This window comes from Mycolicibacterium bacteremicum (assembly GCF_002086115.1).
In the GTDB taxonomy this organism is placed as follows: domain Bacteria; phylum Actinomycetota; class Actinomycetes; order Mycobacteriales; family Mycobacteriaceae; genus Mycobacterium; species Mycobacterium bacteremicum.
On sequence record NZ_MVHJ01000042.1, the window covers coordinates 1 to 26,959 of the forward strand.

24 protein-coding genes are annotated in these 26,959 nt (G+C 69.1%); 13 read left to right on the forward strand and 11 right to left on the reverse strand.

From position 1 onward, the window contains the following. Both BST17_RS26740 and BST17_RS26745 read left to right on the forward strand, forming a co-directional pair. Positions 1–103 (forward strand): DUF5078 domain-containing protein (locus BST17_RS26740; protein ID WP_133053606.1); only part of this gene is annotated, 103 nt, incomplete at its 5' end. 89 nt (positions 104–192) lie between these two features. Then, a complete protein-coding gene (locus BST17_RS26745) occupies positions 193–759 on the forward strand; it encodes a hypothetical protein (protein WP_083062044.1) in 567 nt (188 codons plus the stop codon). A gap of 78 nt (positions 760–837) precedes the next feature. On the opposite strand, the gene BST17_RS26750 is transcribed toward BST17_RS26745, so the two are convergent. After that, complete coding sequence (locus tag BST17_RS26750) at positions 838–2,667, reverse strand: NAD(P)/FAD-dependent oxidoreductase (RefSeq protein ID WP_083062071.1); 1,830 nt, start codon at positions 2,665–2,667, stop codon at positions 838–840. 95 nt (positions 2,668–2,762) lie between these two features. Here BST17_RS26750 and BST17_RS26755 point away from each other — a divergent pair, with 95 nt between their 5' ends. Genes BST17_RS26755 through BST17_RS26765 form a run of 3 tightly spaced genes read left to right on the forward strand, consistent with a single transcriptional unit; the run spans position 2,763 to position 5,936 of the window. Continuing rightward, positions 2,763–3,803, forward strand: a complete 1,041-nt coding sequence (locus BST17_RS26755) for a 2,3-butanediol dehydrogenase (RefSeq protein ID WP_083062045.1) — start codon at positions 2,763–2,765, stop codon at positions 3,801–3,803. 11 nt (positions 3,804–3,814) lie between these two features. After that, positions 3,815–4,612, forward strand: a complete 798-nt coding sequence (locus BST17_RS26760; RefSeq protein ID WP_083062046.1) for an acetoin reductase — start codon at positions 3,815–3,817, stop codon at positions 4,610–4,612. Between the two features lie 43 nt (positions 4,613–4,655). Beyond that, positions 4,656–5,936 (forward strand): helix-turn-helix domain-containing protein, encoded by a 1,281-nt coding sequence (locus BST17_RS26765; protein WP_083062047.1) that lies wholly within the window; start codon positions 4,656–4,658, stop codon positions 5,934–5,936. Here the strand turns inward: BST17_RS26765 and ygiD are convergent. After that, positions 5,921–6,679, reverse strand: a complete 759-nt coding sequence (ygiD, locus tag BST17_RS26770) for a 4,5-DOPA-extradiol-dioxygenase (protein WP_456238134.1) — start codon at positions 6,677–6,679, stop codon at positions 5,921–5,923. The genes BST17_RS26765 and ygiD overlap by 16 nt on opposite strands. A 136-nt stretch (positions 6,680–6,815) precedes the next feature. Here ygiD and BST17_RS26775 point away from each other — a divergent pair, with 136 nt between their 5' ends. Continuing rightward, entirely contained in the window at positions 6,816–8,156 is a 1,341-nt protein-coding gene (locus BST17_RS26775) for an FAD-dependent oxidoreductase (protein ID WP_083062049.1), read from the forward strand. A gap of 15 nt (positions 8,157–8,171) precedes the next feature. Here BST17_RS26775 and BST17_RS26780 read toward each other — a convergent pair whose 3' ends face one another. Beyond that, positions 8,172–8,930, reverse strand: coding sequence for an alpha/beta hydrolase family protein (locus BST17_RS26780; RefSeq protein ID WP_083062050.1), 759 nt, complete (start codon positions 8,928–8,930; stop codon positions 8,172–8,174). Between the two features lie 47 nt (positions 8,931–8,977). Between BST17_RS26780 and BST17_RS26785 the strand changes: the two genes are divergently transcribed. Next, positions 8,978–9,880, forward strand: a complete 903-nt coding sequence (locus tag BST17_RS26785) for a mycobacterial-type methylenetetrahydrofolate reductase (RefSeq protein WP_083062051.1) — start codon at positions 8,978–8,980, stop codon at positions 9,878–9,880. Here the strand turns inward: BST17_RS26785 and BST17_RS26790 are convergent. Beyond that, complete coding sequence (locus BST17_RS26790) at positions 9,841–10,290, reverse strand: hypothetical protein (protein ID WP_083062052.1); 450 nt, start codon at positions 10,288–10,290, stop codon at positions 9,841–9,843. The genes BST17_RS26785 and BST17_RS26790 overlap by 40 nt on opposite strands. A 91-nt stretch (positions 10,291–10,381) precedes the next feature. Here BST17_RS26790 and hrpA point away from each other — a divergent pair, with 91 nt between their 5' ends. Continuing rightward, the gene (hrpA, locus tag BST17_RS26795) at positions 10,382–14,311 is read left to right on the forward strand and encodes an ATP-dependent RNA helicase HrpA (protein ID WP_083062053.1); all 3,930 of its coding nucleotides are present in this window, start codon (positions 10,382–10,384) and stop codon (positions 14,309–14,311) included. On the opposite strand, the gene BST17_RS26800 is transcribed toward hrpA, so the two are convergent. Both BST17_RS26800 and BST17_RS26805 read right to left on the reverse strand, forming a co-directional pair. After that, positions 14,304–15,209 carry a fumarylacetoacetate hydrolase family protein gene (locus BST17_RS26800; RefSeq protein ID WP_083062072.1) on the reverse strand — a complete coding sequence of 302 codons (906 nt, stop codon included), beginning with the start codon at positions 15,207–15,209 and terminating at the stop codon, positions 14,304–14,306. The two genes, hrpA and BST17_RS26800, sit on opposite strands and share 8 nt — an antisense overlap. A gap of 9 nt (positions 15,210–15,218) precedes the next feature. Continuing rightward, positions 15,219–16,028: a thioesterase family protein gene (locus BST17_RS26805; protein ID WP_083062054.1), complete on the reverse strand. Its 810-nt coding sequence runs from the start codon at positions 16,026–16,028 to the stop codon at positions 15,219–15,221. Positions 16,029–16,150: 122 nt separating this feature from the next. On the opposite strand from BST17_RS26805, the gene BST17_RS26810 reads away from it, so the two are divergent. Continuing rightward, a complete protein-coding gene (locus tag BST17_RS26810; RefSeq protein ID WP_083062055.1) occupies positions 16,151–17,254 on the forward strand; it encodes an FAD-dependent oxidoreductase in 1,104 nt (367 codons plus the stop codon). Here BST17_RS26810 and BST17_RS26815 read toward each other — a convergent pair. Continuing rightward, on the reverse strand, positions 17,230–17,787 hold the full coding sequence (locus BST17_RS26815; RefSeq protein ID WP_083062056.1) for an NADPH-dependent FMN reductase: 558 nt from the start codon (positions 17,785–17,787) through the stop codon (positions 17,230–17,232). The genes BST17_RS26810 and BST17_RS26815 overlap by 25 nt on opposite strands. Before the next feature lie 85 nt (positions 17,788–17,872). Here BST17_RS26815 and BST17_RS26820 point away from each other — a divergent pair, with 85 nt between their 5' ends. The 3 genes from BST17_RS26820 to BST17_RS26830 are packed head-to-tail and all read left to right on the forward strand — an operon-like array spanning position 17,873 to position 20,786. Beyond that, positions 17,873–19,084 carry a CaiB/BaiF CoA transferase family protein gene (locus tag BST17_RS26820; protein ID WP_083062073.1) on the forward strand — a complete coding sequence of 404 codons (1,212 nt, stop codon included), beginning with the start codon at positions 17,873–17,875 and terminating at the stop codon, positions 19,082–19,084. A 5-nt stretch (positions 19,085–19,089) separates the two neighbouring features. After that, on the forward strand, positions 19,090–20,169 hold the full coding sequence (locus BST17_RS26825) for a sensor histidine kinase (protein WP_083062057.1): 1,080 nt from the start codon (positions 19,090–19,092) through the stop codon (positions 20,167–20,169). 38 nt (positions 20,170–20,207) lie between these two features. Then, a complete protein-coding gene (locus BST17_RS26830) occupies positions 20,208–20,786 on the forward strand; it encodes a response regulator (protein WP_234807849.1) in 579 nt (192 codons plus the stop codon). Here BST17_RS26830 and BST17_RS26835 read toward each other — a convergent pair. From BST17_RS26835 to BST17_RS26845, 3 genes are all read right to left on the reverse strand, one after another. Continuing rightward, positions 20,771–22,258 (reverse strand): multicopper oxidase family protein, encoded by a 1,488-nt coding sequence (locus BST17_RS26835; protein ID WP_083062059.1) that lies wholly within the window; start codon positions 22,256–22,258, stop codon positions 20,771–20,773. The two genes, BST17_RS26830 and BST17_RS26835, sit on opposite strands and share 16 nt — an antisense overlap. 93 nt (positions 22,259–22,351) lie before the next feature. Then, positions 22,352–23,560, reverse strand: coding sequence for an acyl-CoA dehydrogenase family protein (locus BST17_RS26840; RefSeq protein WP_109750324.1), 1,209 nt, complete (start codon positions 23,558–23,560; stop codon positions 22,352–22,354). Further along, entirely contained in the window at positions 23,553–24,743 is a 1,191-nt protein-coding gene (locus BST17_RS26845) for an acyl-CoA dehydrogenase family protein (RefSeq protein WP_083062061.1), read from the reverse strand. Before BST17_RS26845 ends, BST17_RS26840 begins: the two co-directional genes overlap by 8 nt. A gap of 76 nt (positions 24,744–24,819) precedes the next feature. On the opposite strand from BST17_RS26845, the gene BST17_RS26850 reads away from it, so the two are divergent. Further along, complete coding sequence (locus tag BST17_RS26850; protein ID WP_234807847.1) at positions 24,820–25,239, forward strand: SRPBCC family protein; 420 nt, start codon at positions 24,820–24,822, stop codon at positions 25,237–25,239. A gap of 3 nt (positions 25,240–25,242) precedes the next feature. On the opposite strand, the gene BST17_RS26855 is transcribed toward BST17_RS26850, so the two are convergent. Beyond that, positions 25,243–26,928, reverse strand: a complete 1,686-nt coding sequence (locus BST17_RS26855; protein WP_083062063.1) for a helix-turn-helix domain-containing protein — start codon at positions 26,926–26,928, stop codon at positions 25,243–25,245. Between the last annotated feature and the right edge of the window lie 31 nt (positions 26,929–26,959).

The window sequence follows — 26,959 nt, forward strand, 5'->3', positions numbered from 1 at the left end:
GAACTGGGCCAAGATCTTCTTCAACAACAAGGGTGTCGTCGCCGCCTCCACCGCGGTCTGCCAGAACTACCCACCCGACGACATGTCCGTCTGGGTCTGGTGACCCAGGGTCGAGCGTGAAACCTCGTCGGCCCGCCGGCCGAACCGCCGCAGCGGATTCACACTCGACGTCATCACGATAGATTGGCGGGCGTGCCCAAGCAGCGCGCCGCCCTCATCCTGACCATCGTCGGGGCGCTGCTGTGCGCGGCCGCAGTCGGTGGTTTCGTGTTCTACCGCTTCTATCTGTTGCGGCCGTACCTGTTTCATCCGCTGGCGTTCGGGGCCGTCGGCGGGGTGGCGCTGGCCGCGGCCTGTGTGCTGGGCCTGCGCCCGCCGGTGATGCGTTGGGGCGGGGCGGTGCTGTGCGCGCTCGGTGCCGGGGCGGTCGCCTTCGCCGGCTGGTTCGCCACCACGTTCCAGTCCGATCTGACGGTGCAGTCCCGACAGGATTCCCCGGCCGGTGGGATGGAACTCGTCGTCCTCGCGGGCAGCGCCACCTTCGCGCCGGACCCGATCTGGGAGCTGCGGGTGCGCACGGCCGCCGGTCTGCTCTCGCGAGAGTACGACCTGGGGTGCGTCAATGCGGATGTGGTGGCGCTCAACGGGATCGGGTGGGTCGGGCCGCGCACCGTCCGGGCCGTGCTGTCGAATGGGATCATCGACATCGCGGTCGACGAGGCGGGTCGGCCGGACCGTATGGTCGACGCCGGCTGCTAGCTCTCCCCGCGAGTAGGCGCGTATGCCCCTGACAGCACTGCCATTCGGGGGCATACGCGTCTCCTCGCCGAGGGGGGATCAGGACAGGTGGTGCACCTCCTGCAGTCCGTACACCGGGGTCGGCAGGCCCTCGTAGCGGGCCTTGAGCTGCAGCGCCAGATACAGCGAATAGTGCCGGGACTGATGCAGATTCCCGCCATGGAACCACAGGTTGGGCTGCTGGGTCGGCTTCCACATGTTGCGCTGTTCGCCCTCCCACGGGCCGGGATCCTTGGTGGTGTCGCTGCCCAGGCCCCACACCTTGCCGACCTTGTCGGCGACGTCCTGGCCGATGAGGTCGGCGGCCCAGCCGTTCATCGAGCCGTACCCGGTGGCGTAGACCACGACATCGGCGGGTAATTCGGTACCGTCGGCCAGCACCACCGAATCGGCGGTCAGCCGCGCCACGTCACCGTGCGCCAGCTTGATGCTGCCGTCGGCGACCAGATCGCAGGCGCCGACGTCGATGTAGTAACCCGAGCCGCGCCGCAGGTACTTCATGAACAACCCGGAACCGTCGTCGCCCCAGTCGAGTTCGAAACCGGCCGCCTCCAGCCGAGCGTAGAAGTCCTTGTCCCGCTCGCGCATCTGGTCGTACAGCGGGATCTGGAACTGGTGCATGATCCGGTACGGCAGCGAGGCGAACGTGAGATCGGCCTTCTCCGTTGTCATCCCGTCGGCCAGCGCCTGCTCCGAGTACAGCGCGCCCAGGCCGATCTCCATCAGCGAGTCCGATTTGACGATATGCGTGGAGGAGCGCTGCACCATGGTCACGTCGACACCGTTCTCGAACAGCGCCTTGCAGATGTCGTGGGCGGAATTGTTGGACCCGATGACCACGGCCCGCTTACCCACGTAGGGGTCCGGCCCGGGGTGTGCCGAGGAGTGGTGCTGGTCGCCGGTGAACTCGTCCTGGCCGGGGAACACCGGCACATTGGGCTTGCCGGACATGCCGGTGGCCAGCACCAGCTGGGTGGGGTGCAGGGTGAGCCGCTCCCCGGCGCGGTCGATCTCGACGGTCCAGGTCTGGCTGTCTTCGTCGAAGGCGGCCGACAGGCAGGTGGTCTTGGACCAATACGGCACCTCCATGACCTTGGTGTAGAACTCCAGCCAGTCGCCGATCTTGTCCTTCGGCGCGAACACCGGCCAGTTCTGCGGGAACGGCAGATACGGCAGATGGTCGTACCAGACCGGATCGTGCAGGCACAGCGACTTGTAGCGCTTACGCCACTGATCACCAGGGCGCTCGTGCCGGTCGACGACGATGGCCGGCACCCCGAGTTGGCGCAGCCGGGCGCCGAGCGCGATACCGCCCTGGCCGCCGCCGATCACCAGCGTGTACGGCTGGACGGTGCGTCCCAGCTCGGCGTCCTCGGCGGCCTTGCGTTCCGCCCAGGACCGCGGATCGGGATCGCTGCCGTGCACCGCGCCCATCACGCGACGCGTTCCCTTGGGTTCCTCGTGCCCCTTGAGTTCCTGCAGCGCGGTCAACAGCGTCCAGGCGCGGTCGGCGCCGTCGTCATCGCGCAACCGCAGATGGCCGATACCGCGGCCGGCGGCGGTCTCGAATTCGATGAACGCGGTGACGACGCCGTCGTCCTCGGTGGGGGCCTCGCGGGTGCGAAACCGTGACGGGTCCGTGCCGGTGAGGCGCTCGGTCAGCATCGCGGTGATGCTCTCGCGACCCTCCAGCGTCTTGAGGTTCCAGGTGAAGGACACCAGGTCACGCCAGAAGCTGTCGACGGCGAACAGTCCTACGGCCCGCTCGATATCGCGGGTCGCCAGTGCGGTCTCGAAATCGGCGAGCCAGGCATCCACCCGGTCCTGCGGTGAGCGGACGGGGGTGGGCGCATCAATCATCTGAGTCATGTGCGCCAGCTCACACCCGCGGCTCACGCCGGCGCAAGGGCTGCAACCCCCTGCAACCCTTTCGGCTGTGCGCCAGCTCACATAGGAAGGTGAGCATGAAAGCAGCTGTGTACTACGGACCGAACAAGGTGGACGTCGCCGACGTACCCGAACCGGAGCCCACGCCGGGGACGGTGAAGGTGCAGGTGGGCTACAACGGCATCTGCGGCACCGACCTACACGAGTATTACGCGGGCCCGATCTTCGTGCCGACCGAACCGCACCCGTTGACCGGGGCGCAGCTGCCGGTGGTGATGGGCCACGAGTTCGCCGGCACCATCACCGCGCTCGGCGCAGGCGTGACCGGGTGGGCCGAGGGTGATCGCGTCGCGATCGAGCCGATCTACCGCTGCGGGCGCTGCGGTCCGTGCCGGGCGGGCACCTACAACATCTGCGCGCAGATCGGCTTCCACGGCCTGATGTCCGACGGCGGAATGGCCGAGTACACCGTGGTGCCGACCGACATGCTGCACAAGCTGCCCGACAACGTCTCGCTCGAGCTCGGTGCCCTGGTCGAACCGATGTCGGTGGCCTACCACGCGGCCACCCTCGGCGATCCCGACGTCGACCGCACCGCGATGGTGTTCGGAGCCGGGCCGATCGGCATCGGATTGTGGTTCGCACTGCGCGGCAAGGGAATCGAGGATGTGTTCGTCGTCGAACCGTCGGCGACCCGCCGGTCGGCCATCGAGGCGCTCGGCGCTCGCACGCTGGACCCGACGGCGCTGGACGTGCCCGCCTTCATCGCCGATCACACCGACGGACACGGCGCCGGCGCGGTGTACGACGCCGCCGGGGTCACCCCTGCGGTCGAGACCGCACTGGCGTGTGTGGGGGCGCGCAGGGCGATGGTCAGCGTGGCGATCTACGAGAAGCCACTGACCACCCCGCTGCTCAACCTGGTGATGAACGAATCCCGCATCCAGGGCTCGCTGTGTTACACCGCAGCGGATTTCGAGGCGGTGATCGGCCTGATGGCGCGCGGCGCCTACGACACCACCGGCTGGGTCACCGCCATCGGCATCGACGATGTCATCGACGAGGGCTTCGAAGCCCTGCACGCCGGAACCAAGATGAAAGTACTGGTGCAACCATGACGCAGACAGACATGACACGCGCGATCCCCGCCCCACTGCTGGGTAAGGTGGCCCTGGTCACCGGGGCGGGCCGGGGCATCGGCCGAGGTATCGCCCATGAGCTGGCCGGCCAGGGCGCAGATATCGCGCTGGTCGATGTCAGCGCCGATGCGCTGGCCCAGGTCGCCGCCGAGATCGTCGAAATCGGCTCCAAGGTCACCACTTTCGTTGCCGACGTCGCCGACCGCGATGCGGTGTTCGCCGCTGTCGAGCATGCCGCCACGGCGTTGGGCGGATTCGACATCATGGTCAACAATGCCGGCATCGCGCTGGTCGGGCCGATTGCCGAGGTGACGCCCGAACAGCTGTCCCGGTTGTGGGCCATCAACGTCGACGGCGTGCTGTGGGGCATCCAGGCCGCCGTCGCCAGGTTCGCCACCCTCGGTGTCCGCGGCAAGATCATCAACGCGTCGTCCATTGCGGGGCACGAGGGATTCGCCATGCTGGGCCCCTACAGCGCGACGAAGTTCGCGGTGCGGGCGCTCACCCAGGCCGCAGCCAAGGAGCATGCGTCCGCCGGCATCACCGTCAACGCGTACTGCCCCGGGGTGGTCGGCACCGATATGTGGGTCGAGATCGACAAGCGGTTCGCCGAACTGACCGGTGCGCAAGAGGGGGAGACCTTCGAGAAGTTTTCGGCCACCATCGCCCTGGGGCGCCCGGAGACCCCGGAGGATGTCGCCGGTTTCGTCGCCTACCTGGCCGGTCCCGGTGCGGACTACATGACCGGGCAGGCCGGGTTGATCGACGGAGGCATGGTCTACCGGTGACCCGCGCGTGACAGCACGTGTGACGGGGAGCACAATCGTCTCCGTGGCAGGCGCCTCGACCCCCGAGCCCGCGGTCGCCGTCGGTGACGACCCGCGTCGCTACGCCATGCTGCTCTCCGAGGTCTACGACGCGACCATGGCCGGCGGGCGATCCCCCGCCAAACCGCGTCCGGTGATCGCAGAATCTTGGAACCGGTTGTTGGACAGTGGGATCGACCCCGAGCATCACGACCCGCCGGACATCGACCGCAGCGGACTTGACCTGCTGCGACAGTCTTCGGGTCTGCTGACGGTGCTGGAGGACATCACCCGTGGGTTGGAGTCGGTGATCGCCGACGGCAGCAACATCCTGGTGGTCGCCGACGCGCGCGGGCGGGTGCTGTGGCGTTCCGGGACCCCGCGCGTGCTCGGCAATGCCGACCGACTCGGCTTCGTCGAGGGTGCCGACTGGGGGGAGTCGGCGGTCGGCACCAATGCCATCGGCACCGCGTTGGTGTCGCGGCGCGCGGTGCAGATCTTCTCCGCCGAGCACTTCCTGCGCAGCCACCACGCCTGGACCTGCGCGGGCGCGCCGATCCAGGACCCCCGCACCGGCCATGTGATCGGGGCGGTCGACGTGTCCGGGCCGGCGTCCACCGTGCACCCCACCACGATCGCGTTGGTGGACCTGGTGGCGCGCCTGGCCGAATCGCAGTTGCGCGAGGCGCACACCCGCACCCTGGACCGGCTGCGCGCGGTGGCGGCGCCGATGCTGGCCCGGCTCGGGTCACCGGCGCTGGCCGTCGATCCGGAGGGATGGGTGGCCGCGGTCGACTCGATGCCACCGCACAATCGGATCATGTTGCCGCAGAAGGCAGGTCCCGGCCGAACCTGGATACCGGCGCTGGGGGCATGCGAGTTGGAGCCGCTGTCCGGCGGGTGGTTGGTACGTCCGGTCCGCAGCGAGGACGGCACGGCAGCCTCGGACCTCACGGTCGACCTGCGCCACCAGCCTGCACTCGAGCTGTCCGGGCCATCCGGGTCGTGGCGGCAGGACATCTCGCCACGGCACGCCGAGATCCTGCTGGTGCTCGCCACCCACCGCGGTGGGCGCACCGCGCCGGAACTCGCGGCCGACCTCTACGGCGACCGGAGCAGGGTGGTCACCGTGCGGGCCGAGATGTCGCGGTTGCGCAAGCAGCTGGTGGGCATCATCGAGGCACAGCCGTACCGGTTCGCCGAGGGAATCGGTGTCCGGGTGCGCCGCCCGGCGGATCCGGCGGCGTTGCTGCCGTCCTCGACCGCGCCGGCGATCCACGCCGCCCGCGGTCAGGTTGCGACGTAGGACGTCATCGACAGCGAGCCGTAGCTGTAACCGTCGACCAACACCGAGGCCGGCCGGGTGCCGGCGATACCGGCGAAGTACAGCATCGGGATGAAGTGGTCCGGCGTCGGGACCGCGGTCGGATAGTCCTCGTGCTCGACGAGCGCCAGGACGTCCCCGGGCGTGGTGGTCAGGATCTGCCGGGCGGCCCCGTCGAACCGTGTCGCCCAATCGAATCCGCTGTCGGCGAAGCCGGAATCCAGCATCCGCAGATTGTGCACGATGTTGCCGCTGCCGAGCACCAGCACGCCGGCATCCCGCAGCGGTGCCAGCCGGGCACCCAGATTGAGGTGATACTCCAACGGCTGCTCGGCATTGATCGACAACTGCGCGACGGGGATGTCGGCCTCGGGGAATGCGTGCACCAGCACCGACCAGGCGCCGTGGTCGATACCCCAGCTGTCCTCATCGGCACCCACCCAGGTCGGTTGCACCAGCTCGGCGATCTCGTCGACCAGTGCGGGTGATCCCGGTGCGGGATAACGGATGTCGAAGAGCTCGCGGGGGAATCCGTAGAAGTCGTGGATGGTGCGTGGCCAGGACATCGCGGTGACGGCGGTGGCGTTGATGTACCAGTGTGCGCTGATGACCAGGATGGCGCGCGGTCGCGGCACCGACTGTCCGAAGGCCCGCCACGCCGCGGTGTAGCGGTTGTCGTCGACGGCGTTCATCGGGCTGCCATGGCCGATGAACGCGGCAGGCATGGCGTTCATGATTCGACGCTACCGTCGGATTTCGCCGGGCGCGCAGTCGGTGTGATCGAGGTCTCGGACGGAGGTCTTGCGGTACGCCCGTACCAAGTTAGGGTCGCCTTACCCATGTCTGGAAGTGAGGTGCTCAATGCGAAAGATCCGTGTGGCGGTCATCGGAGCCGGCCCGGCCGGCATCTATGCGTCCGATATCCTGACCAGCGAATACCCGGATGCACGGGTGGATCTGTTCGACCGGTTGCCCGCTCCGTATGGCCTGGTGCGCTACGGCGTCGCCCCCGATCACCCGCGCATCAAGGAGATCGTCAAGGCGCTGCGCCGGGTGCTCTCCCGCGACGAGATCCGGTTCATCGGCAATGTGCACTACGGCACCGACCTCTCGCTGGCCGACCTGCGCCGCCACTACGACGCCGTGATCTTCTCGACCGGCGCGCGTGACGACCGGCCGCTGGACATCCCGGGTATCGATCTGCCGGGCAGCTACGGCGCTGCCGATTTCGTGTCCTGGTACGACGGGCATCCCGACGTGCCGCGCGACTGGCCGTTGCACGCCCGCGAGGTCGCGGTGCTGGGGGCGGGCAACGTCGCCCTGGACATCGCGCGCGTGCTGGCCAAGCCGGCCGACGAGCAGCTCGGCACCGAGATCGCCGGCAACGTCTACGCCGGCCTGGCGCTCAACCAGGCCACCGACATCCACGTCTTCGCCCGTCGGGGCCCGGCGCAGATCAAGTTCTCGCCCATGGAGTTCCGCGAGCTGTCGCACTCGCCGAGCGTCGACGTCATCGTGCACCCGGAGGGGTTCGAGATCGACGAGGCCAGCCAGAAGGCCATCAACTCCACCAAGTCGATCAAGCTCGTCGTCGACACCATGATGAAGTACATGGATCGGGAGCCCACCGGAGCGCCGCACCGCATCCACATCCACCTGTGCCAGACCCCGGTCGCGGTGCTGGGCACCGACCAGGTGACGGGTCTACGCACCGAGCGCACCGAACTCATCGGCGACGGAACCGTCAGGGGCACCGGTGAGTTCACCGACTGGCCGGTGCAGGCGGTCTATCGGGCGGTGGGTTACCTCTCCGCACACCTGGCCGATCTGCCCTTCGACCACCACGCCGGCGTCGTCCCCAACGATGCGGGCCGGGTGCTGGACTCCGACTGGATGGTGGTCGACGCCACCTACGTCACCGGGTGGATCAAGCGTGGACCCATCGGCCTGATCGGGCACACCAAATCCGATGCGGCCGAGACGATCGCCAGCCTGCTCGCCGATCTGCCCGGCATCATCGCGCCCGAGGTCGGCGAACCCGACGCCATCCTGGCGGTGCTGGCCGAGCGCGGCGTGGACTACACCACGTGGGCCGAATGGGAACGCCTCGATGCCCACGAGGTCGCCCTCGGCGCCGAGCAGGGCCGCGAGCGGGTCAAGGTGGTGCCGCGCGAGGACATGATCAGCGCCGGTCGCGGCTGACCCCGCGCCGTAAGCTCAGCCGCCGAGGTAGGCGTCGGCCCAGGCGCCGATGATGCGGCCCGCGCGCCGGGCCTGACCGGGGCCGGTCAGCAGATGCTCGGAGCCCTCCAGCGAGACGAAGCTGCGCGGATGCCGGGCGGTCTGGAAGATGTCGCTGGCGTTCTGGATGCCGACGGTGTTGTCGGTAGGGGAGTGCAGGATCAGCAGGGGCAGCTTCAGGCCCCGGATCTTGTCGCGCAGGTCCGCGCGCCGCACATCCTCGACGAAGTCCCGCTTCAGGGTCAGCGTCTTGCCGCCGACCATCCACTGTCCGCTGCCCTCGGCGAAGACCTGCTCCAGGCAGGCGTCGTACTGATGCTCGACATGGGTGGGGTCGAAGGGCGCACCCACCGTCACGACCGCCCGGACGCCGGCGCAGTCGCGGGCCGCGGCGATCACCGCCGCACCGCCCCACGAATGCCCCACGAGCAGATCGGCCGGGGTGCCGCGATCGGCCATGAACGCACATGCCCGGATGATGTCGTCGACCTTGCAGGTGAACGACCCGTCACCCCAGTCGCCCGCCGAACCGCCCAGCCCGAGCGCGTCGAACCGCAGCATGCCGATACCGTCGGAGGCCAGCTGTTTGCAGATTCTGGCCGCCGCCGGCGAGTCCTTGCCCAGGGTGAACCCGTGTGAGAACACCCCCCACCCGCGCACCGGCCCGTCGGGAAGGTCGATGATCCCGGCCAGCTCCGGACCCGTCGCGCTGGGGAACCTGCAGCGTTGCGCCATGGGTGGAGGTTTACCACGCCGACACCGCGCCGTTTAGGGTGGCGGGCGTGCCGCTTCACACCATCGCACTCGAACTCGTCCCACCGAACGTGGAACGGGGTGCGCAGTACGCCGTCGACGAGGCGGCCAAGGTGGCTGCACTGTCCGCCGAGTCGGGTGTGCGCGTCGGCCACATCATGATCCCCGGGATGATCGACGAGGACGACGACCGCCCGGTCGAGATGAAACCCAAGATGGACGTGCTGGAGTACTGGTCGCTGATCCAGCCCGGCCTGCCCGAGGCGCGCGGCCTGTGCACCCAGGTCACCTCGTTCCTCGACGAGTCCGCCCTGCGCGGCCGGCTCACCGAACTGAACGCGGCCAACTTCGACGGCATCGCCTTCGTCGGCGTCCCGCGCACCCTCTCCGACGGCGAGGGCGGCGGCGTCGCCCCCACCGATGCACTGTCGACCTTCGCCTCGCTGGTGCCCAACCGCGGTGTGATCCTGATCCCGACCCGCGACGGTGAGCAGGGCCGGTTCACCTTCAAGCTGGACCGGGGCGCGACCTACGGCATGACCCAGCTGCTGTACTCCGACGCCATCGTGGACTTCCTCACCGAGTTCGCCGCGACCACCGACCATCGCCCCGAGATCCTGCTGTCCTTCGGTTTCGTCCCGCAGATGGAGTCCAAGGTCGGCCTGATCAACTGGCTGATCCAGGATCCCGGCAACGCCGCCGTGGCCGCCGAGCAGGACTTCGTGCGGCGGATCGCCGGGCTGGACCCGGCCGCGAAGCGCCGCGAGATGCTCGACCTGTACAAGCGGGTGATCGACGGTGTCGGTGCCCTGGGCTTCCCGCTCAGCGTGCACTTCGAGGCGGCCTACGGTCCGTCACGGCCGGCCTTCGAGACCTTCGCCGCGATGCTCGACTACTGGACGCCGGAGAGTTCCAGCTCGAACGCCGGATAGTCGTCGAGCATCCGCCGCAGCGCCGCCTCGAACTGCCACATCGAGGTCAGGTCATGGTCGAGCCGGCAGTCCACCGCGGCCGGCGATCCCGGCGGGGGATCATCGTGCACCCGGTCGGCGACGGGGTCGAACAGGCTGTGCGGGACCGCCAGGTAAAGCCAGGGATCATGCCGCGGGGCGGTCAGCGTCGCCGCGACCAACAGCCCGTGCCCGGTCGCGATGACGTGGGCGGCGGTGACGTGCACCGGACGGTGCGTCTCGGACACTCCCCATTCGGCGGCCGCTGCCCGGCTCTGCAGGACATGTAACCGGACATCGTCGGTCAGCAGCGCGGGAAATTCGGAGCGGGTGATCCGCGGGTGGGGCTTGCCGAGACAGTCGCCCAGCAGGGTGGTGAAGTAATCGGCCATGTCGGCCTCCCGGTCTCTCGTGCTTCCGTGGTCACCGACCTCGAGCGTGCACCCGGACGACAACGATGGTCAACCGCCTATCCTCGGGTAAATGTCCGTCCGTGAGCTCTATGCCCGTCTGGACGGTCTGACCTACCGCGACGCGTCCCGGTTGGGGCGCCGGCTCAAGGGTCTGCGCGGCGACCCACCGCAGTCGCTGATCGAACAGTTCGCCGCCGCCGAGGCGCTGGTGGCGACCCGGCTGGCTGCCGTCCCGCAGATCACCTACCCGGACCTGCCGGTCACCGACAGCCGGGACGAGCTGGCCGCAGCCATCAGCGCCAACCAGGTCGTGGTGGTGGCCGGCGCCACCGGATCGGGCAAGACGACGCAGCTGCCCAAGATCTGCCTGGAGCTCGGCCGCGGTATCCGCGGCACCATCGGGCACACCCAGCCGCGCCGGCTGGCCGCGCGCACCGTCGCCCAGCGCATCGCCGACGAACTGGGCACCCCGCTGGGGTCCGCGGTGGGCTACACGGTGCGGTTCACCGACCAGGCCGGCGACGCCACCCTCATCAAGCTGATGACCGACGGCATCCTGCTCGCCGAGATCCAGCGCGACCGTCGGCTGCTGCGCTACGACACGCTGATCCTCGATGAGGCGCACGAGCGCAGCCTCAACATCGACTTCCTGCTCGGCTATCTGCGCGAGCTGCTGCCGCGTCGTCCGGATTTGAAGGTCATCGTCACCTCGGCCACCATCGCGCCGGGACGCTTCGCGGAGCACTTCGCGATCGACGGGGTGGCAGCGCCGATCGTGGAGGTGTCGGGCCGGACGTACCCGGTCGAGATCCGCTACCGGCCGCTGGAGATGCCGGTCGGCGGTGGCGACGACGCGGACGATTCGGCCGATCCCGATGATCCCGACCACGAGATCGTGCGTACCGCTCCGGCTTCACTTGTCGGCTCCGCCGACGTACGCGATCCGACCGAGGCGATCGTCGACGCGGTCCGCGAGCTGGAGGCCGAGCCACCGGGCGACGTGCTGGTGTTCCTGTCCGGGGAACGCGAGATCCGCGACACCTTCGAAGTGCTGCGGTCGTTGACGGATTTCCAGAACACCGAGGTGCTGCCGCTGTACGCCCGGCTGCCGACCGCCGAGCAGCAGAAGGTGTTCACCCCCGGCCGCTCGGGACGTCGGATCGTGCTGGCCACCAACGTCGCCGAGACCTCGTTGACGGTGCCCGGCATCCGCTACGTGGTCGACCCGGGCACCGCGCGCATCTCCCGCTACAGCCGGCGCACCAAGGTGCAGCGGCTGCCGATCGAGCCGATATCACAGGCCTCGGCCGATCAGCGGGCCGGCCGGTCCGGCCGTACCGCGCCCGGCGTCTGCATCCGGCTGTACTCGGAAGCCGACTTCGAATCGCGGCCGCGCTACACCGATCCGGAGATCCTGCGCACCAATCTCGCCGCGGTGATCCTGCAGATGTCGGCTCTGAAACTCGGTGACGTCGCCGATTTCCCGTTCCTGGATCCACCCGATGCCCGCAGCATCCGTGATGGTGTGCAGCTGCTGCAGGAACTCGGCGCCTTCGACGCCCACGGTGCGATCACCGAGGTGGGACGGCGACTGGCGAGGCTGCCGCTGGACCCGCGTATCGGCCGGATGATCCTGGCCGCCCACGACGAGAACTGCGTGCGCGAGGTGCTGGTGATCGCCGCCGCACTGTCCATCCCGGATCCGCGGGAGCGGCCCGCCGACCGGGAGGAGGCGGCGCGTCAGAAGCACGCCCGCTTCGCCGACGAACACTCGGACTTCGTGGCCTACCTGAACCTGTGGCGGTATCTGCGCGAGCAGCGGAAGGAGCGTTCGGGCAGCGCATTCCGGCGGATGTGCCGTGACGAGTTCCTGCACTACCTGCGCATCCGGGAATGGCAGGACCTGGCCGGGCAGTTGCGCAGCATCGCCGGGGATCTGGGCATCCGGGAATCCACCGAGGATGCCGACCCGAGTCGTATCCACGCCGCGTTGACCGCGGGGTTGTTGTCCCACATCGGATTACGCGAGGGTGACGGTCGCGACTATCAGGGAGCGCGCAACACCAGATTCGTGCTGGCGCCGGGCTCGGTACTGACCCGCAAGCCCCCGCGCTGGATCGTGGTCGCCGATCTGGTCGAGACCAGCCGGCTCTTCGGCCGGACGGCGGCCCGTATCGATCCCGACGCGGTCGAACGGGTTGCCGGGCATCTGGTGGCGCGCACCTACAGCGAACCGCACTGGGACGCCCGCCGCGGCGCGGTGATGGCCTTCGAGCGCGTGACGCTGTACGGGTTGCCGCTGGTGCCGCGCCGGGCCGTCGGATACGGGCAGATCGATCCGGTGGTCTCGCGCGAGCTGTTCATCCGGCATGCCCTGGTCGAGGGGGACTGGCAGACCCGGCATCACTTCTTCCGGGACAACGCCCGGCTGCGCGGCGAACTGGAAGAGGTCGAGGAACGCGCGCGGCGGCGCGACCTGCTGATCGGCGACGACGAACTGTTCGCGCTCTACGACGCCCGGATACCACCGGAGGCGGTGTCGGCCCGGCACTTCGACGCCTGGTGGAAAAAGCAACGGCACAAGACCCCGGATCTGTTGACCTTCACCCGAGACGAGTTGCTGCGCGCCGAGCAGACCGAGGACCATCCCGACACCTGGCGCACCGAGGACCTGGCGCTCCCGCTGACCTATCGTTTCGAACCCGGCGCCGCGGACGACGGCGTGACGGTGCACATCCCGGTGGAGGTGTTGACCCGCATCGGTGGCGACGGGTTCGCCTGGCAGATCCCCGCCCTACGGGAAGAACTGGTGACCGCACTGATCAAATCGCTGCCCAAGGATCTGCGCCGCAACTTCGTGCCCGCCCCGGACACCGCACGGTCCATCCTCGACGACCTGCACCCCGAGAACGGGTCGCTGCTGACCGAGATCGCCAGGGAACTGCGCAGGCGCAGCGGGGTGGTCGTCCCGGTGGAGGCCTTCGAGGTGGCCAAGGTGCCCGCGCACCTGCGGGTGACGTTCGCCGTCGAGACGGCCGAGGGCGCCGAGGTGGCGCGCGGCAAAGACCTTGGCGCGCTGCAGGACCGCCTGGCGGCGCCGGTCCAGCAGGCCGTGGCCCGCGCGGTGGCGGGCTCCTGGGAACGCCGAGGGCTCACCGGGTGGCCCGCCGATCTCGACGAATTGCCACGCACCGTCGAGCAGGCCAGCGGTGGTCACACCGTGCGCGGCTTCCCGACCTTCGTCGACACCGGGTCGGCCGTCGACGTGAAGGTCTTCGCGCAGCAGGCCGAGCAGGCTGCGGTGATGCGGCCGGGACTGCGCCGGCTGCTGCGGCTGACGGTGCCGTCACCGGTCAAGGCCGTCGAACGCGGCCTCGACATGCGCGCCAGGTTGACGCTGAACACCAGCCCCGACGGGCCGCTGGCGGCCCTGCTGGAGGACTGTGCCGACGCCGGGGTGGACGCGCTGTCGCGCGAACTGGTCTGGACCCGTGCCGAATTCGACGCATTGGCCGCCCGGGTGGGGAAGTCGTTGGCGGCCACGACGATGGATATCGCCCGGCGGGTGGAGAAGGTGCTCGCGGCCGCACACGAAGCGCAGGTGGCCATCCCCGATCGACCGGTGCCGGCCCACGCCGATGCGGTGGCCGACATCCGCGCGCAGCTGGACAGGCTGCTGCCCAAGGGTTTTGTCACCATCACCGGGGTGACACGACTGGCCGACCTGACCCGCTACCTGCTGGCGATCGGCCGCCGGATGGAACGCCTTGCACACGGGGTGGGTGCCGACCGGGAACGGATGGACCGGGTGCACGCCGTGGAGGACGCCTACGACGACCTGGTGCGCAGCCTGTCCCCGGCCCGTGCCGCCGCGGCCGATGTCGTCGACATCGGTTGGCAGATCGAGGAACTGCGGGTCAGCCTGTGGGCGCAGCAGTTGGGTACCCCGCGGCCGGTCAGCGAACAGCGCATCTACAAGGCCATCGACGCCATCAGATGATCGTGTGCTCGACGTCTCCGACGCCGTCGAGGGTGAGCGTGAGGGTGTCACCGGGGCGCAACCACTTCCCGACCTCCATACCGGAGCCACCGGTCAGGGTCCCGGTGGCGAAAAGCTCACCGGCGTGGAGCTGTTCGGATCGTGAGGCGTGGGCCAGCACCTCGCCGATGCTGTGCTGCATGCCCCGGCTGCGCACGATACTCACCGTGGCGCCGTTGATCGCGACCGATCCGGTGAGATCGTCGATGCGGGGCAGTACCTCGTCGGCGGTCACCGCCACCTCGGACATGGAACTGGCGAAGTGCTTGGACTTCTGCGGGCCGAAGCCGCTGTCCATCTCGGCACGCTGCACGTCGCGGGCGCTGAAATCGTTGACCAGGACGAACGCGCCGATGGCGGCGAGTGCTTCGGCCGGGGTGGCATCCAGCAGTGGTGCCGACAACACGAAACCGAGTTCGAGTTCGAAGTCGAGGGCGAGCGTGTACGCCGGTGCGGTGATCGGGGTGCCGGTCGGCACGAAGGTCTGCGCGTTGCCCATGTAGTAGATCGGCTGCCGGTAGAACAGCGGCTTGGGCCGCAGCTGCGGTGCGGGCCGTCCGGACAGCTTTTCGTAGGCGGCTGCCGCGCGGTACAACCCCGGGTGGAAGCGCCGGATCAGGCCACGGGCGGCGTCGATGTTGTGCTGTTCGTAGAGCATGAAATCGCGGAACGACAGCGGCTGGAACGGCAGCAGATGCGGGCTGTGCTGTAGTTGCCGGTCGGCCTGGGCGACCTCCCAGGCGGCATCGAAGACCCGCCCACCCAGGGCCGTGGTGTCCGGTGCGGTGCGCCAGTCACCCTCAGCGGCACGGTATTCGGTTCGGAGTCCGGATTCGGTGCGGACGCGGCGCAGCTTCACCATGTCATCCTACGGACGGCGGCGCACCAGCTGGGCCTGCTGCAGCGCGGCGACCGGCCCGTCGTCGTCGAACAGGGTGGCCACCGAGGTGCCCACCCCGTCGGCACCGTAGTTGCTCACCGCGCGGATGCCGAACCACTCGCCGCGCGGCAGCCGGTGCAGGTGCACGGTCAGGTCGGTGTTCAGGAATGTCCAGCGGCGTACATCCAGCCGCGAGCCCATCCCGTTGGCGACATCGGCCACGCAGAACAGTCGCTCCAGGACCGTCGGCACCTCACCGGCGACCAGGTCGACCTTGGGCCGGACCCAGCATTCGGCCGGCACGCTGTGCAGGACGTCGTTGAGCCAGCGCCAGTCGAGGGTGTCGACGAAGGTGGTGCCCAGGTCCGGGTTCACCGGCCGCGGGGTGGCCGCGGCGAGCGGACGCAGCGGCGGTTCGGCGGCGAAGGCCAGTTCGGCGGTGTCGTGGCCCTGGAATCGCCACGCCCGGGCCTCGGCGACCGGACGCGGTCTGCCGTCGGGTCCGGGTGCGAGCATCTCGGCGCTCAGCAGCTCGATCTTGGTGCCGGGCCGCCGGACGCCGCCGCGCATCCAGAGCGGACCGGTCACCGGCACCGGGCCGAGCAGATCGACGACCACCCGGCTCATCCGGGCGTCCGCGCGCGGCGCGCAGCGGTCCAGGGTGCGCACCAGCAGTGCCGACACCGGCGCCGCGTTCTGCATATCGGCCGACCACGTGCTGGTGACGTGCTCGGAGGCCGCGAACCGCTCGCCGAGCGGATCATCGGTGTCGAGCAGCTCGTAGTAGGCGTCAGACATGGCCGCCGATGTTACCGAAAGGGCTACGGCAATACTTTCCGGACGGCACCGACCACGCCGCTGCCACGGGTTCTGTCGCGTTTGTCCGCCACAACACCTGCGTCGGCGGCCAAGATGGGGACATGCAGCGTGTGGTGGTCGCCGGTCTCGGCGACGCGGGATTGCTGACCGCGATCAAACTGGCCGGCCGTTTCGAGGTCGTCGGCATCTCGTCCAAGCCGGGCCTGGTCAGCGGCCAGGAACTCGGGGTGCGAATATCCCGGCCGGCCGACTGGGCCCGCGATTACTGGATCGGTTTCGAGCGTTACCGGGCGCTGGACCGGGTGCGCACCGTGCACGGTGTGCTGACCGGGGTGGACCTGGACGCCCGCACCGTCGAGGTCGACCTCGGTGACGCCGTCAGCACCGAACGCTATGACGCGCTGGTCATCTCGACCGGCGTGAGCAACGGTTTCTGGCGGCGTCCGCAGCGGCAGACCCGTTCGGAGATCGACGCCGAACTGCAGCAGGCGCACGCCCGGTTCGCTGCCGCGTCGACCATCGCGGTGATCGGTGGGGGTGCCGCGGCGGTCAGTGCCGCGGCCAATCTGGCCGGCGCCCTCCGCACGGCACACGTCGCGCTGTACTTCCCCGGGGAACGCGCCCTGCCCCAGCATCACGACCGGGTGTGGCGGCGGGTGCAGCGCCGCTTGCAGGACCTCGGCGTGGCGTTGCATCCCGGGCATCGGGCGGTGGTGCCCGAAGGGTTCGGGTGTGATGAGATCACCAGTGAGCCGGTGCAGTTCGCCGGCGGGCAGCCCGAGGCCCGTGCCGATGCGGTGCTGTGGGCGATCGGTCGGGTGCGCCCGAACACCGGCTGGTTACCCGAGGAGGTGCTCGACGCCGACGGCTTCGTGGCCGTCGACGATCAGCTCCGGGTTCCCGGGCGTCCGGAGGTGTTCGCCGTCGGTGATGTCGCGGCCACCGACCCGCTGCGGTCCTCGGCGCGCAACCGCGCCGACGGGCTGGTCGCGCACAATGTGCGGGCGCACTTCGACGGTGGGACCCCGCGCCGGTTCACGCCGACGAGCAGGCGATGGGGTTCGGTGCTGGGCGCCCAGCCCGACGGCCTCGAGGTGTTCACCCCGGGCGGGCGGGCGGTCCGGTTCCCGGCGTGGTCGATCGACCGGGTGCTGCAGCCGCTGATCGTCAGGCGAGGGATCTACCGCGGGGTGCGCGATACCTGATCGGTCAGCGGGATCAGCTGATCGAGCAGGGTGTCGAGCTCCCCGGTGCGGCGTTCCTCGGGTGTGAAACCGTCGTCGCCGAACTCGCGGAACAACGACAACGCCACCTGCGCCCGCACGTCGAGCATCTGGAAATTCGCCACGATCTGGCGCCACTGTTCGACCGCGCGGATACCGCCATCGGCTCCGTAGGACACGAAACCGACCGTCTTGCCGAACCATTCGGAACCCAGGGTGTCCACGGCGTTCTTCAGCGCCCCCGGGACGCCGTGGTTGTACTCGGGGGTGACGAAGATGAAACCGGCACAGGCGTCGATGGCCTGGCTCCACCGCCGCACGTTCTCCGAGTCGTACTTCTTCTCGGCCGCAGCGGGTGGTACCGGAGCGGTGAGCAGGGGGACGTCGAAGGCCTTGAGGTCGATCAGCTCGAACTCGGTGCCCTCGCGCCGGGACGCGTGCTGATGAACCCACTGCGCGACGGCCTCGCCGGCGCGGCCTTCACGGATGGTGCCCAGGATGATGCCGATGGTCATGACTGCATATATGCCCAAAGTCCGTCGGTTTCATCCCGGCCGTTACCGTCGGCACTACGGTACGGTCGGCGGTATGAGCAAGGTCATGGAGGGCGTGCGCGTCCTGGAGGTCGCCCAGTTCACCTTCGTCCCGGCGGCGGGCGCGATCCTCGCCGACTGGGGAGCCGATGTCATCAAGATCGAGCACCCGGTGCGCGGGGACACCCAGCGCGGATTCGTCAACATGGGTGGGTTCCAGCTCGACCCGAACCGGCACCCGCTCATCGAGCATCCCAACCGCGGCAAGCGCAGCGTCGGTGTCGACGTCTCGACCCCGGGCGGACAGCAGGTGCTCTACGAGATCGCCAAGACCGCCGACGTGTTCCTGACCAACTACCTACCGGCCCAGCGGCAGCGCAACAAGTTCGACGTCGAGCACATCCGCGCGGTGAACCCGGACATCATCTATGCCCGCGGCAGTGCCTACGGAGACAAAGGGCCCGAACGCGACACCGGTGGGTTCGACGGCACCGCCTTCTGGACCCGCAGCGGCGTCGGACACGCACTGACCCCCGAACGGCTCGACGGTGCGCTCTCCCAGGGCATTCCGGCCTTCGGTGACTCGATCGGCGGGATGAACATCGCCGGGGGCATCTCCGCGGCGCTCTTCCACCGGGAACGGACCGGCCAGACATCCGAGATCGACGTGTCGTTGCTGAGCACCGCGTGGTGGGCGGCCGGCGCCAGCGTCACCCAGGGGATGGAGACCGGCGAGACCATGCGCTCGGTGATGCCCGACGATGTCACCTCGGTCAATCCGTTCATGGCCAACTACGTCACCTCCGACGGCGGCATCATCAACCTGTGCATCGTCAGCCCCACCGGGTACATCCGCGATGCCTTCGAGCACCTCGGACTGCCCGAACTGGCCGATGACCCGCGGTTCTGCGATGTGCTCCCGCTGATCGAGAATGCCTCCGCCGGTGTGCAACTGATCGCCGAGGCGATTCGCCGCAGGCCGTTCGAATACTGGCGCAACCACCTCAAGACCATGCGCGGTCAGTGGGCCCCCTTCCAGAGCCTGGTCGACTTGGGCTCCGATGAGCAGGCCCTGGCCAACGACATGGTGGTCGAGGTCGAGGCCTCTGACGGCGGCAGACCGTTCAAGGTGGTCCGCGGCCCGGTGCAGTTCGATCACGAACCGCTGCAGACCACCCGGGCACCGCAGGCCTCCGAACACACGGAGTTGGTCCTCATGGAGATCGGTCTGGATTGGGACCGGATCGAGGAATTGAAGAATGCCGGCGCGATAGCCTGACGGGTGTGCACCCCCTGCTGCTCCGGAGCGTGCCGTTACTGGTGACGCCGGTGCTTCTGGCGGTGAGTACCTTTCCCGGTGAGTTCCGGGTCTCGGCGTCCTACTGGGTGCTGGCCTGCGCGTCCGCGGTGGTGTTCCTGTTCGGGGACCGACGGCCGTTGTCGGTGTCACTGATCCTCTCGGCACTGGCCGTCCCGATGTTCGCCGCGCAGGCCTGGGGGCTGTCGGGGCTGGTTCCCTACCTGGGTGCGGTGTCGCTGGCCGAGCTGACCGCACGGACGGACCGCAACCGGCCTGTCCTCGTCGCGGCGGTATCGTGGCTGGGCGCCCTGTTGCTCGGGGTCGCGCTCGACCAGCACGCGCCACGCTGGGGAGCCGCCGATCTGACGACGGTGGCAGCAGCGTTGGGGCTGCCGCTGCTGCTCGGGCTCTATCTGCGCGGCCAGCGTCAGATGCGTGCCGCGGCCCAGGCTCAGGTCCGGGCCCAGGAGCGCACCGCGATGGCCCGCGAACTACACGACCTGGTGGCCCACCACATGGCATCGATCGTGCTGCGCACCGGCGTCGCCGAGCACGTGATCGACGGAGCCGACCCGCGCGTGACCGAGGTACTCGGAGACGTGCACCGTACCGCCGCCGACGCCCTGGCCGACATCCGCAGATGGCAGACGGCACTGCGTGATCCGGGCCTGCACGAGGTGGCCATGGTGGAGCCGCAGGCGCTCTGGGATGAGATCGACGCCGCCACGGGTCGGGTCCGCGCCGCCGGATTCACAGTGGTCGCCGATATCGATCGCGACAGCACCGGCCTGGATGCGATGACGCGACTGACCGTGCTGAGGGTCGTGCAGGAGTCGCTCACCAACGTGATGAAGCATGCCGATCCGGCCGGGCCGGTGACCGTGGCGATCGGGCGCCGCGACGGGGGTGTCGAGATCCGGGTGGACAGTGTCGGAGCCGACGAGCATTCCGCGGGGATGGGAGTCCTCGGGATGTCGGAACGGATGGCGTTGGCCGGCGGCGAATTCAGCGCAGGCAGCGGCGAACACGGCTGGGAGGTACGGGCGTGGTTACCCGCGTCGTGATCGCCGATGATCAGCGCCTGGTGCGGGCCGGGCTGCGGATGTTGTGCGAGTCGACCCAGGACATCGAGGTCGTCGCCGAGGCGGCCGATGGATCCCAGGCGGTGCGCTCGGCTGCCGAGCTGGTGCCCGATGTCATCCTGATGGACCTGCGGATGCCGGGCGTCGACGGGATCACCGCCATCGGGCAGATCGTGTCGGCCCGCGCCGATGCAAAGGTCCTGGTGCTCACCACATTCGACGACGATGATCACCTCTATCCGGCGCTCGCCGCCGGTGCGTCGGGATTCCTGGTCAAGGACACCGATCCCGCCGACCTGCTCGACGCGGTGCGCCGGATTGCGGCAGGCGACTTCGTGCTGTCACCACATCTGTTGCAGCGACTGGTCACCCGGGCTGTGCAGACCGGGGGGCCGCAACGTTTCGATGCGGTGGAGTTGACGGCACGGGAGGCCGATGTGCTGCCACTGGTGGTCGACGGTCTGTCCAATCAAGAGATCGCGGACCGGCTGCACCTCGGCGTGACGACGGTCAAGACCCATGTGGCCAACCTGATGGACAAGCTGGGCGCGCAGAACCGGGTGCAGCTCGCGGTGTACGGGTATCAACGCATGGCGTGACCCGGCATCGACATGTCCGGCATACCCGCCGGCTGCTGCCCCGCTGACAGGACCAGGAACTGGCCCATCATGCCCTGGTCCTCGTGCAGGGCCAGGTGACAGTGGTACATGTACGGCCAGGTGGGGTCGGTGTAGTCGGAGAAGCGTACGGCGATCCGGATCCGCTGTCCCGGTGCGACATACACGGTGTCCTTGTACCCGGCGAGGTGCGGTGGCGGCGGTTCCCCGTCGGTGTCGACGATCCGGAACTGGGTGTCGTGCACGTGGAAATTGTGTGGCCAGTTGTCGACGTTGCGCACCGTCCAGATCTCGTCGGTGTCGACGACTGCGTGAAAGTCGATGCGGGTCATGTCCATCCGATTGCGGTTGATCATGAACCACTGCAGATCGAACTGTCGCTGCACTGCCGTTGTCTCGTCGGGCAGGCCGGGTAGGGCCGCCAGCGTGGCGGGTAACGCCGGACCGGGCTGCAGGTCCTGCTCGGCGTGCAGGTCCAGAATGGTGAAGCTGTCGTCGACACCGAAACGCGAGGCTTCCTGCGCTGCCAGGCCACCCCGGCGCTCGATCGGGAACGATTGCAGTGCAGTAGTTTCCCGTGGTCCGAACGCGACCGTGATCTCGACGCGCTCACCGGGGCTGAGCTGCACCCGGCTCGCGGCGACCGGGGCGGTCAGCAGGCCACCGTCGGTCGCCACGATGTGGAAGGTCCGGTTGTCGCCGAAACCGAGGTTGTAGAGCCGGCCACCGGAGCCGTTGAGGATCCGCAGCCGGATCCGCCCGGAGCGGACCGCGAGGTGGGCCCCGGCAATACCGTTGGTCACTATGGTGTCCCCGAGCAGGCCGATATCGCTGGGATCGGACTCGTCGAGGGCGCCCGTGCCGGTGAACCGGCGGTCCTGGATGATCAGCGGGATGTCGTCGACGCCGTAGTCGTGCGGTAGGCCGTCGGCATGGTCGTCGTCGATGATGAACATGCCGGCCAGGCCGCGGTAGACGTGTTTCTCGGTGGCGCCGTGCGGGTGTGGGTGATACCAGAGTGTGGCAGCCGGTTGCCTGATCTCCCAGCGTGGTTGCCACGCACCGCCGACCGGGACGGTCTGGTGTGGGCCGCCGTCGGACTGCGCGGGAACGTGCATACCGTGCCAGTGCACGGTCGTCGGCTCGGGCAGGGCGTTCTGCACGTGCACCGCCACGGATTCGCCGCGTCGCGCCCGCAGGGTCGGCCCGAGTATCGACCCGTTGAAACCCCACGTGGCAGTGCGGATTCCGGGCAGCACCTCGGTGTCGCCGGCCATCGCCTGCAGTGTGAAGGTGCGGGTGCCGTCCGCGGCGACCGTCGCCTCGGCCAGTGGCGGGATCGGGAGTGGCCGGGTCGAGGGTCGAGCGGCGGCGCTGCGCGAGCACCCCAGGCTCAGGACGACCGGCGTGGCGGCGAGTCCGAGTAGAAGGTTACGGCGGGATAGTGAGAGCACCCCATGAGTCTTCGGGGTTCAGCATCCGGCGGAATCGGCCGGCGGGCCGGAGAACACCGGCCGGCGGGATCTTGTGCGCGGCGCCGGTGTCTGCTATACGCCCGTCGCGACGCGCGGCGCCTTCGGCTCGGCCGTGTCCAACACCATCTCGGCGATCCGGTTCCGGTGTGCCTCGGCAGAGCCCAGCAGTGCCGCGTCGGTGGTGGCCCGTTTCAGATACAGGTGGGCCTGGTGCTCCCAGGTGAAGCCGATCCCGCCGTGCACCTGGATGGTGTCGGTCGCGATACGGCTGAAGGCCGCCGACGCCAGCGCCTGGGCGATGCTCGCCGCCAGCGCCGGGTCGTCGGAGCCGTCCCCGAGCGCCCACGCCGCGTGATAGGTCGCCGACCGGGCGTGCTCCAGGTCGACCATGCCCTCGGCGAGCCGGTGCTTGACCGCCTGGAATGACCCGATGGGGCGGCCGAACTGTAACCGCGACTTCGCATAGTCCACCGACAGGTCGAGCAGATGCTGCGCGGCGCCGACCTGTTCGGCCGCGAGCAGCGTTGAACCGGCGTGCAGGGCATGGGTGATGACGCGCTCGGCCTCATCGGGTCCGGCGATCAGCCGGGCCGGCGCATCGGTCAGCTCGATGGAGGCCTGCGGTCGGGTCAGGTCCAGCGTGACCAGCCGGGTGCGCTGCACACCCGGTGCGGACGCGTCCACGGCGTACAGCGCCACCCCGCCGGGACCGGTTGCCGCGATCAGGATCTCGTCCGCGGCGTCGGCATCGACGACGCGCTCCGCGGACCCGCTCAGCAGCTCACCACCGGTCACGGTGACGGCGGCCGGATCGAACGCGCCGGACCGGTCGGGCACCGCGAAGGCGGCGGTCCGGGTACCGTCGGCCAGTGCACCGAGCAGGTCGTCACGCGCGGCACCGGCGGATGCGGCGACCAACGCCGGGATGGCCAGGTAGACCGTGCCGAACAGCGGTCCCGTCGCGAGTGCGGCACCGAGTTCCTCGACGGCGATCGCCTGATCGACCAGCGTGCCGCCGAACCCACCGTCGGACTCCGGCACCGTCAACCCCAGCACACCCAGCTCGGTTCCCAGGCGCTGCCACACCTTTCGGTCGAAACGCGGCTCGGATTCCATCTGTACCCGGGCCTTGGCCTCACCGAAGTTCTCGGTACCGAACTTGCGCACCGAGGCACGCAATTGGGCCTGCTCCTCTGAGAAGACATATTCAGCCACGCTGTCGGGCTGATCCGCAAACTCCTCAGCCGTCTTGTCGGGCTGATCCGCAAACTCCTCAGCCACGGGGCACGTCCTTCCACGCCATACCGGCATCGGCCCGCAGATCCCCGGGCAACCCGAGGATCCGCTCGGCCAGGATGTTGCGCATCACTTCCGACGTCCCGCCTTCGATGGTGTTGGCCTTGCTGCGCAGGAAGCGCTGCTGGATCGGTCCGCGCCAGTCGCCGTCATCATCACGGTCCTGGGCGTAGCTGTGATACAGAATGCCCTCGGCGCCAAGCAGATCCATGCACCAGGTGTAGATGTGCTGGTTGAGTTCGGCACCGACCAGCTTGCCGATCGAGCCCTCCGGGCCCGGCCCGCCGACGGTGGCGGTGGCCCGCGAGCGCTGCGCGGTCAGCCGCTGCGCCTCCGAGCGCAACCACAGCTGGGTCAGTCGATCGCGCAGCACCGGGGTCTGCAGATCCGGGCGCGCGGCCCACAATCCGACGGCCTCGGCGATGGTGCCCGCCCCGCGTCGGGCCCCGCTGCCGCCGAGCGCACTGCGCTCGTTCATCAGCGTGGTCATCGCCACACCCCAGCCGTTGCCGACCGCTCCGAGCCGGTGCGCATCCGGGATGCGGGCATCGGTGATGTAGACCTCGTTGAACTCGGCCTGACCGGTCAGTTGGCGCAGCGGGCGGGTCTCGACTCCCGGAGCGTGCATGTCGAGCACGAAGTAGGTCAGCCCCTTGTGCTTGGCGACATCCGGGTCGGTGCGCGCCAGCAGCAGACCCCACCGGGCGCGGTGGGCCAGGCTGGTCCACACCTTCTGCCCGTTGATCACCCACTCGTCCCCGTCGCGGACCGCCGAGGTGGCCAGACCCGCCAGATCGGAGCCGGCGCCGGGCTCGGAGAACAGCTGGCACCAGATGTCCTGGGTGCCGGCCAACGGTCGCAACCAGAATCGCTTGAGTTCCTCGGACTGGGCGTGTTCGCGCACCGTGGGGGCCGCCATCCCGTAGCCCATCGGATTCAGGCCCAGCGGCACCGGGCCGCCGGCACCCTGCAGGATGCCGTCGGCGACGGCCTGTAGTCCGCGCGACACCCCGAGTCCGCCCAGACCCTCGGGGAAGTGCACCCACGACAGGCCCGCGTCATACGTGGCGGTCAGGAACTCCGGGATGGGAACCTTCTTCGGGTCATGGTCCCGGACCACCTGCCTGGCCAGGTCGGCAACCCGGTCCGCATCAGCGACGCTGCTCATCCCGCCACCATAGGCAAGGGTGATCGACGTCACGTATGCGGGTCTACCAACCGGCCGGTGGGGCAGGATGTCGGCCATGCATGTGACAGCACACGCCACCGTCGGCACCGACATCCAGAAGGTGTGGGACACCCTCACCGACCATGTCGGCATGGAGACCTGGGGACCTGGTGTCAGCGTCAGCCTCGGACGGCCGGGAACCCCGGAACCCAATGGGCTGGGCGCGGTCCGCCGGATCAGTACCCCGGGACCGGGCCCGGACATCGTCGAAGAGGTCACCACGTTCGAGGCGCCCAACGTCTTCGGATACAAGGCGCTCTCGGGTACCCCGTTTCCCGGCTACACCGGCGAGGTGCGGCTGACCAGGTCGGGCACCGGTACGCGCATCGACTACGCCATCGGGTCGACGGCGTCGTTCCCGCTCGTGAAGATCCCGCTGGCGGTCATCGGGCAGGTGCTGTTGCGGCTGCTGGTGCGGGCCGCCGCGCGCGCCTGAACGTCAGCCCATCCCGGCGACCTGCGCCACGGTCAGCGCCGAGGTCAACTGCAACAGATCGCGTGGCCGCGCCAACAGCAATCCGGTCAGCTCCTCGAGCCGCTTGATTCGTTGGGCAACGGTATTGGGATGCAGGTGCAGCGCATCGGCCGTGGCGCGGCGGTCCAGCCCGAGATTCAGATGCACCCGCGCGGTCCGGATCAATTCGGTCGACCGTGCGCGGTCGTAGTCGAGCGCGCGGCCCAGCACCGCCCGGGCGAACTCGCGCAACCGTGCCGGATCGTCGAGTTGGAGCAGCAGGTGGTCGATCGTGACATCGGCCAGATCGATCACCGTCGACACGCGTTCGGCTGCTGCCAGGTTCATCGCACCGCTGAGGGTGCGGTACGCATCGGCCAGTTCGGCGACCGGACGCGGAGGTGACACCGCCGCCACGCTGTGCTCGACACCGGCTGCGGCGGAAAGGCTTTCGATGAGACGGCGGGCCAACTCGGGAGCCGTGGCCCTTGCACGCGCCGGCAAGACCAGCACCAGATCGTTGCGGAACAGCGCGGCCAACGGTCTGGGTGCGGTGCCGGCGACGGCGCGGTCGGCGATGGCCAGTGCCCGATCGGGGACGGCGCGCCCCGACGGTGCGGAGTCCAGGGGCCACCGCACCGTGATCAGGGACTGCTCGCCGGTCAGATCCCAGCCGAGACGTCGTGCGCGTTCCAGCAGCGAGGCCACCTCGACGGCCTCCGCGCTCAACAGATCGGCGACCAGCGAGCCGCGCAGCCGCTGTTCGACCTCCGCGGCGGTGCGGGCCCGCAACAACTCCAGCGCCGTCACCACCGCGGCGTGCTCGACGGCGCGGACATCGAGCGCCGAGAGGGTGCCGGCACCGTCGACGCGGATGCGGGCCACCACAGTGCCGTCGAGCTGGACACCGGTTTCCCAGCAACCGTCCGCCCGGGTGACCGTCGGGGTGAGGTCGGCACCGGGCGCCTCGTCGATCTGCACTGCGCGACCGAGCAATTCGGCCAGTGCGTCGGCCACCCCGCGGACGCCCTCGCCCCGCAGGGCGGTCGCCATCAGTAGTTGGTGGACCTCCTCGGCGCGGCGCAACTCCCGGATGGTGGCCAACTCCTGGGCGCGCAGCTGCGCGGTGCCCAGCGCGATGGCCACCTGAGTTGCCAACGTGGTGACCAGGCTGACCTCCGCCGCGTCGAACCGGTGCGGGTGTGCGCGGTATCCGTTGAGAGCGCCGACCACGGTGCCGGCCCGGCGCAGCGGCACCGAGATCAGTGCCCGGTACCCCTGCTCATGGGCGACGCCGCCCCAGCCGAACCCGGGTACCAACTCGATGTCCTCCAGGGTCACCACCTCGCCGGTGCGGAACGCGATGCTCGTCGGTGCCTCCTGCTCGCCCGCGACATCGAGCAGGATCGGCCGGTCGGCGTTCACCTGTGCGATGTAGTCGCCGGACAGCCCGTGCGCGCCGACGATGGTCAGGACGGTACGCGCGGTATCGGGCAGGAACACCGCGCAGAAGTCGTAGTCGAGCAGGGTGCAGGCGGTGTGCGCGACGCGGTCGAGCAGATCGGCGACGGGTGCGACATCGCCGACAGCCTCACCGATACCGCCGACCGCCTCGCCGATATCGGCCAGCGCATCCAGCCAACGTTCCAGGGTCTGTGTCTGCTCAGACATAAACCTAAGACTAAGAGTGTTCGGACACACA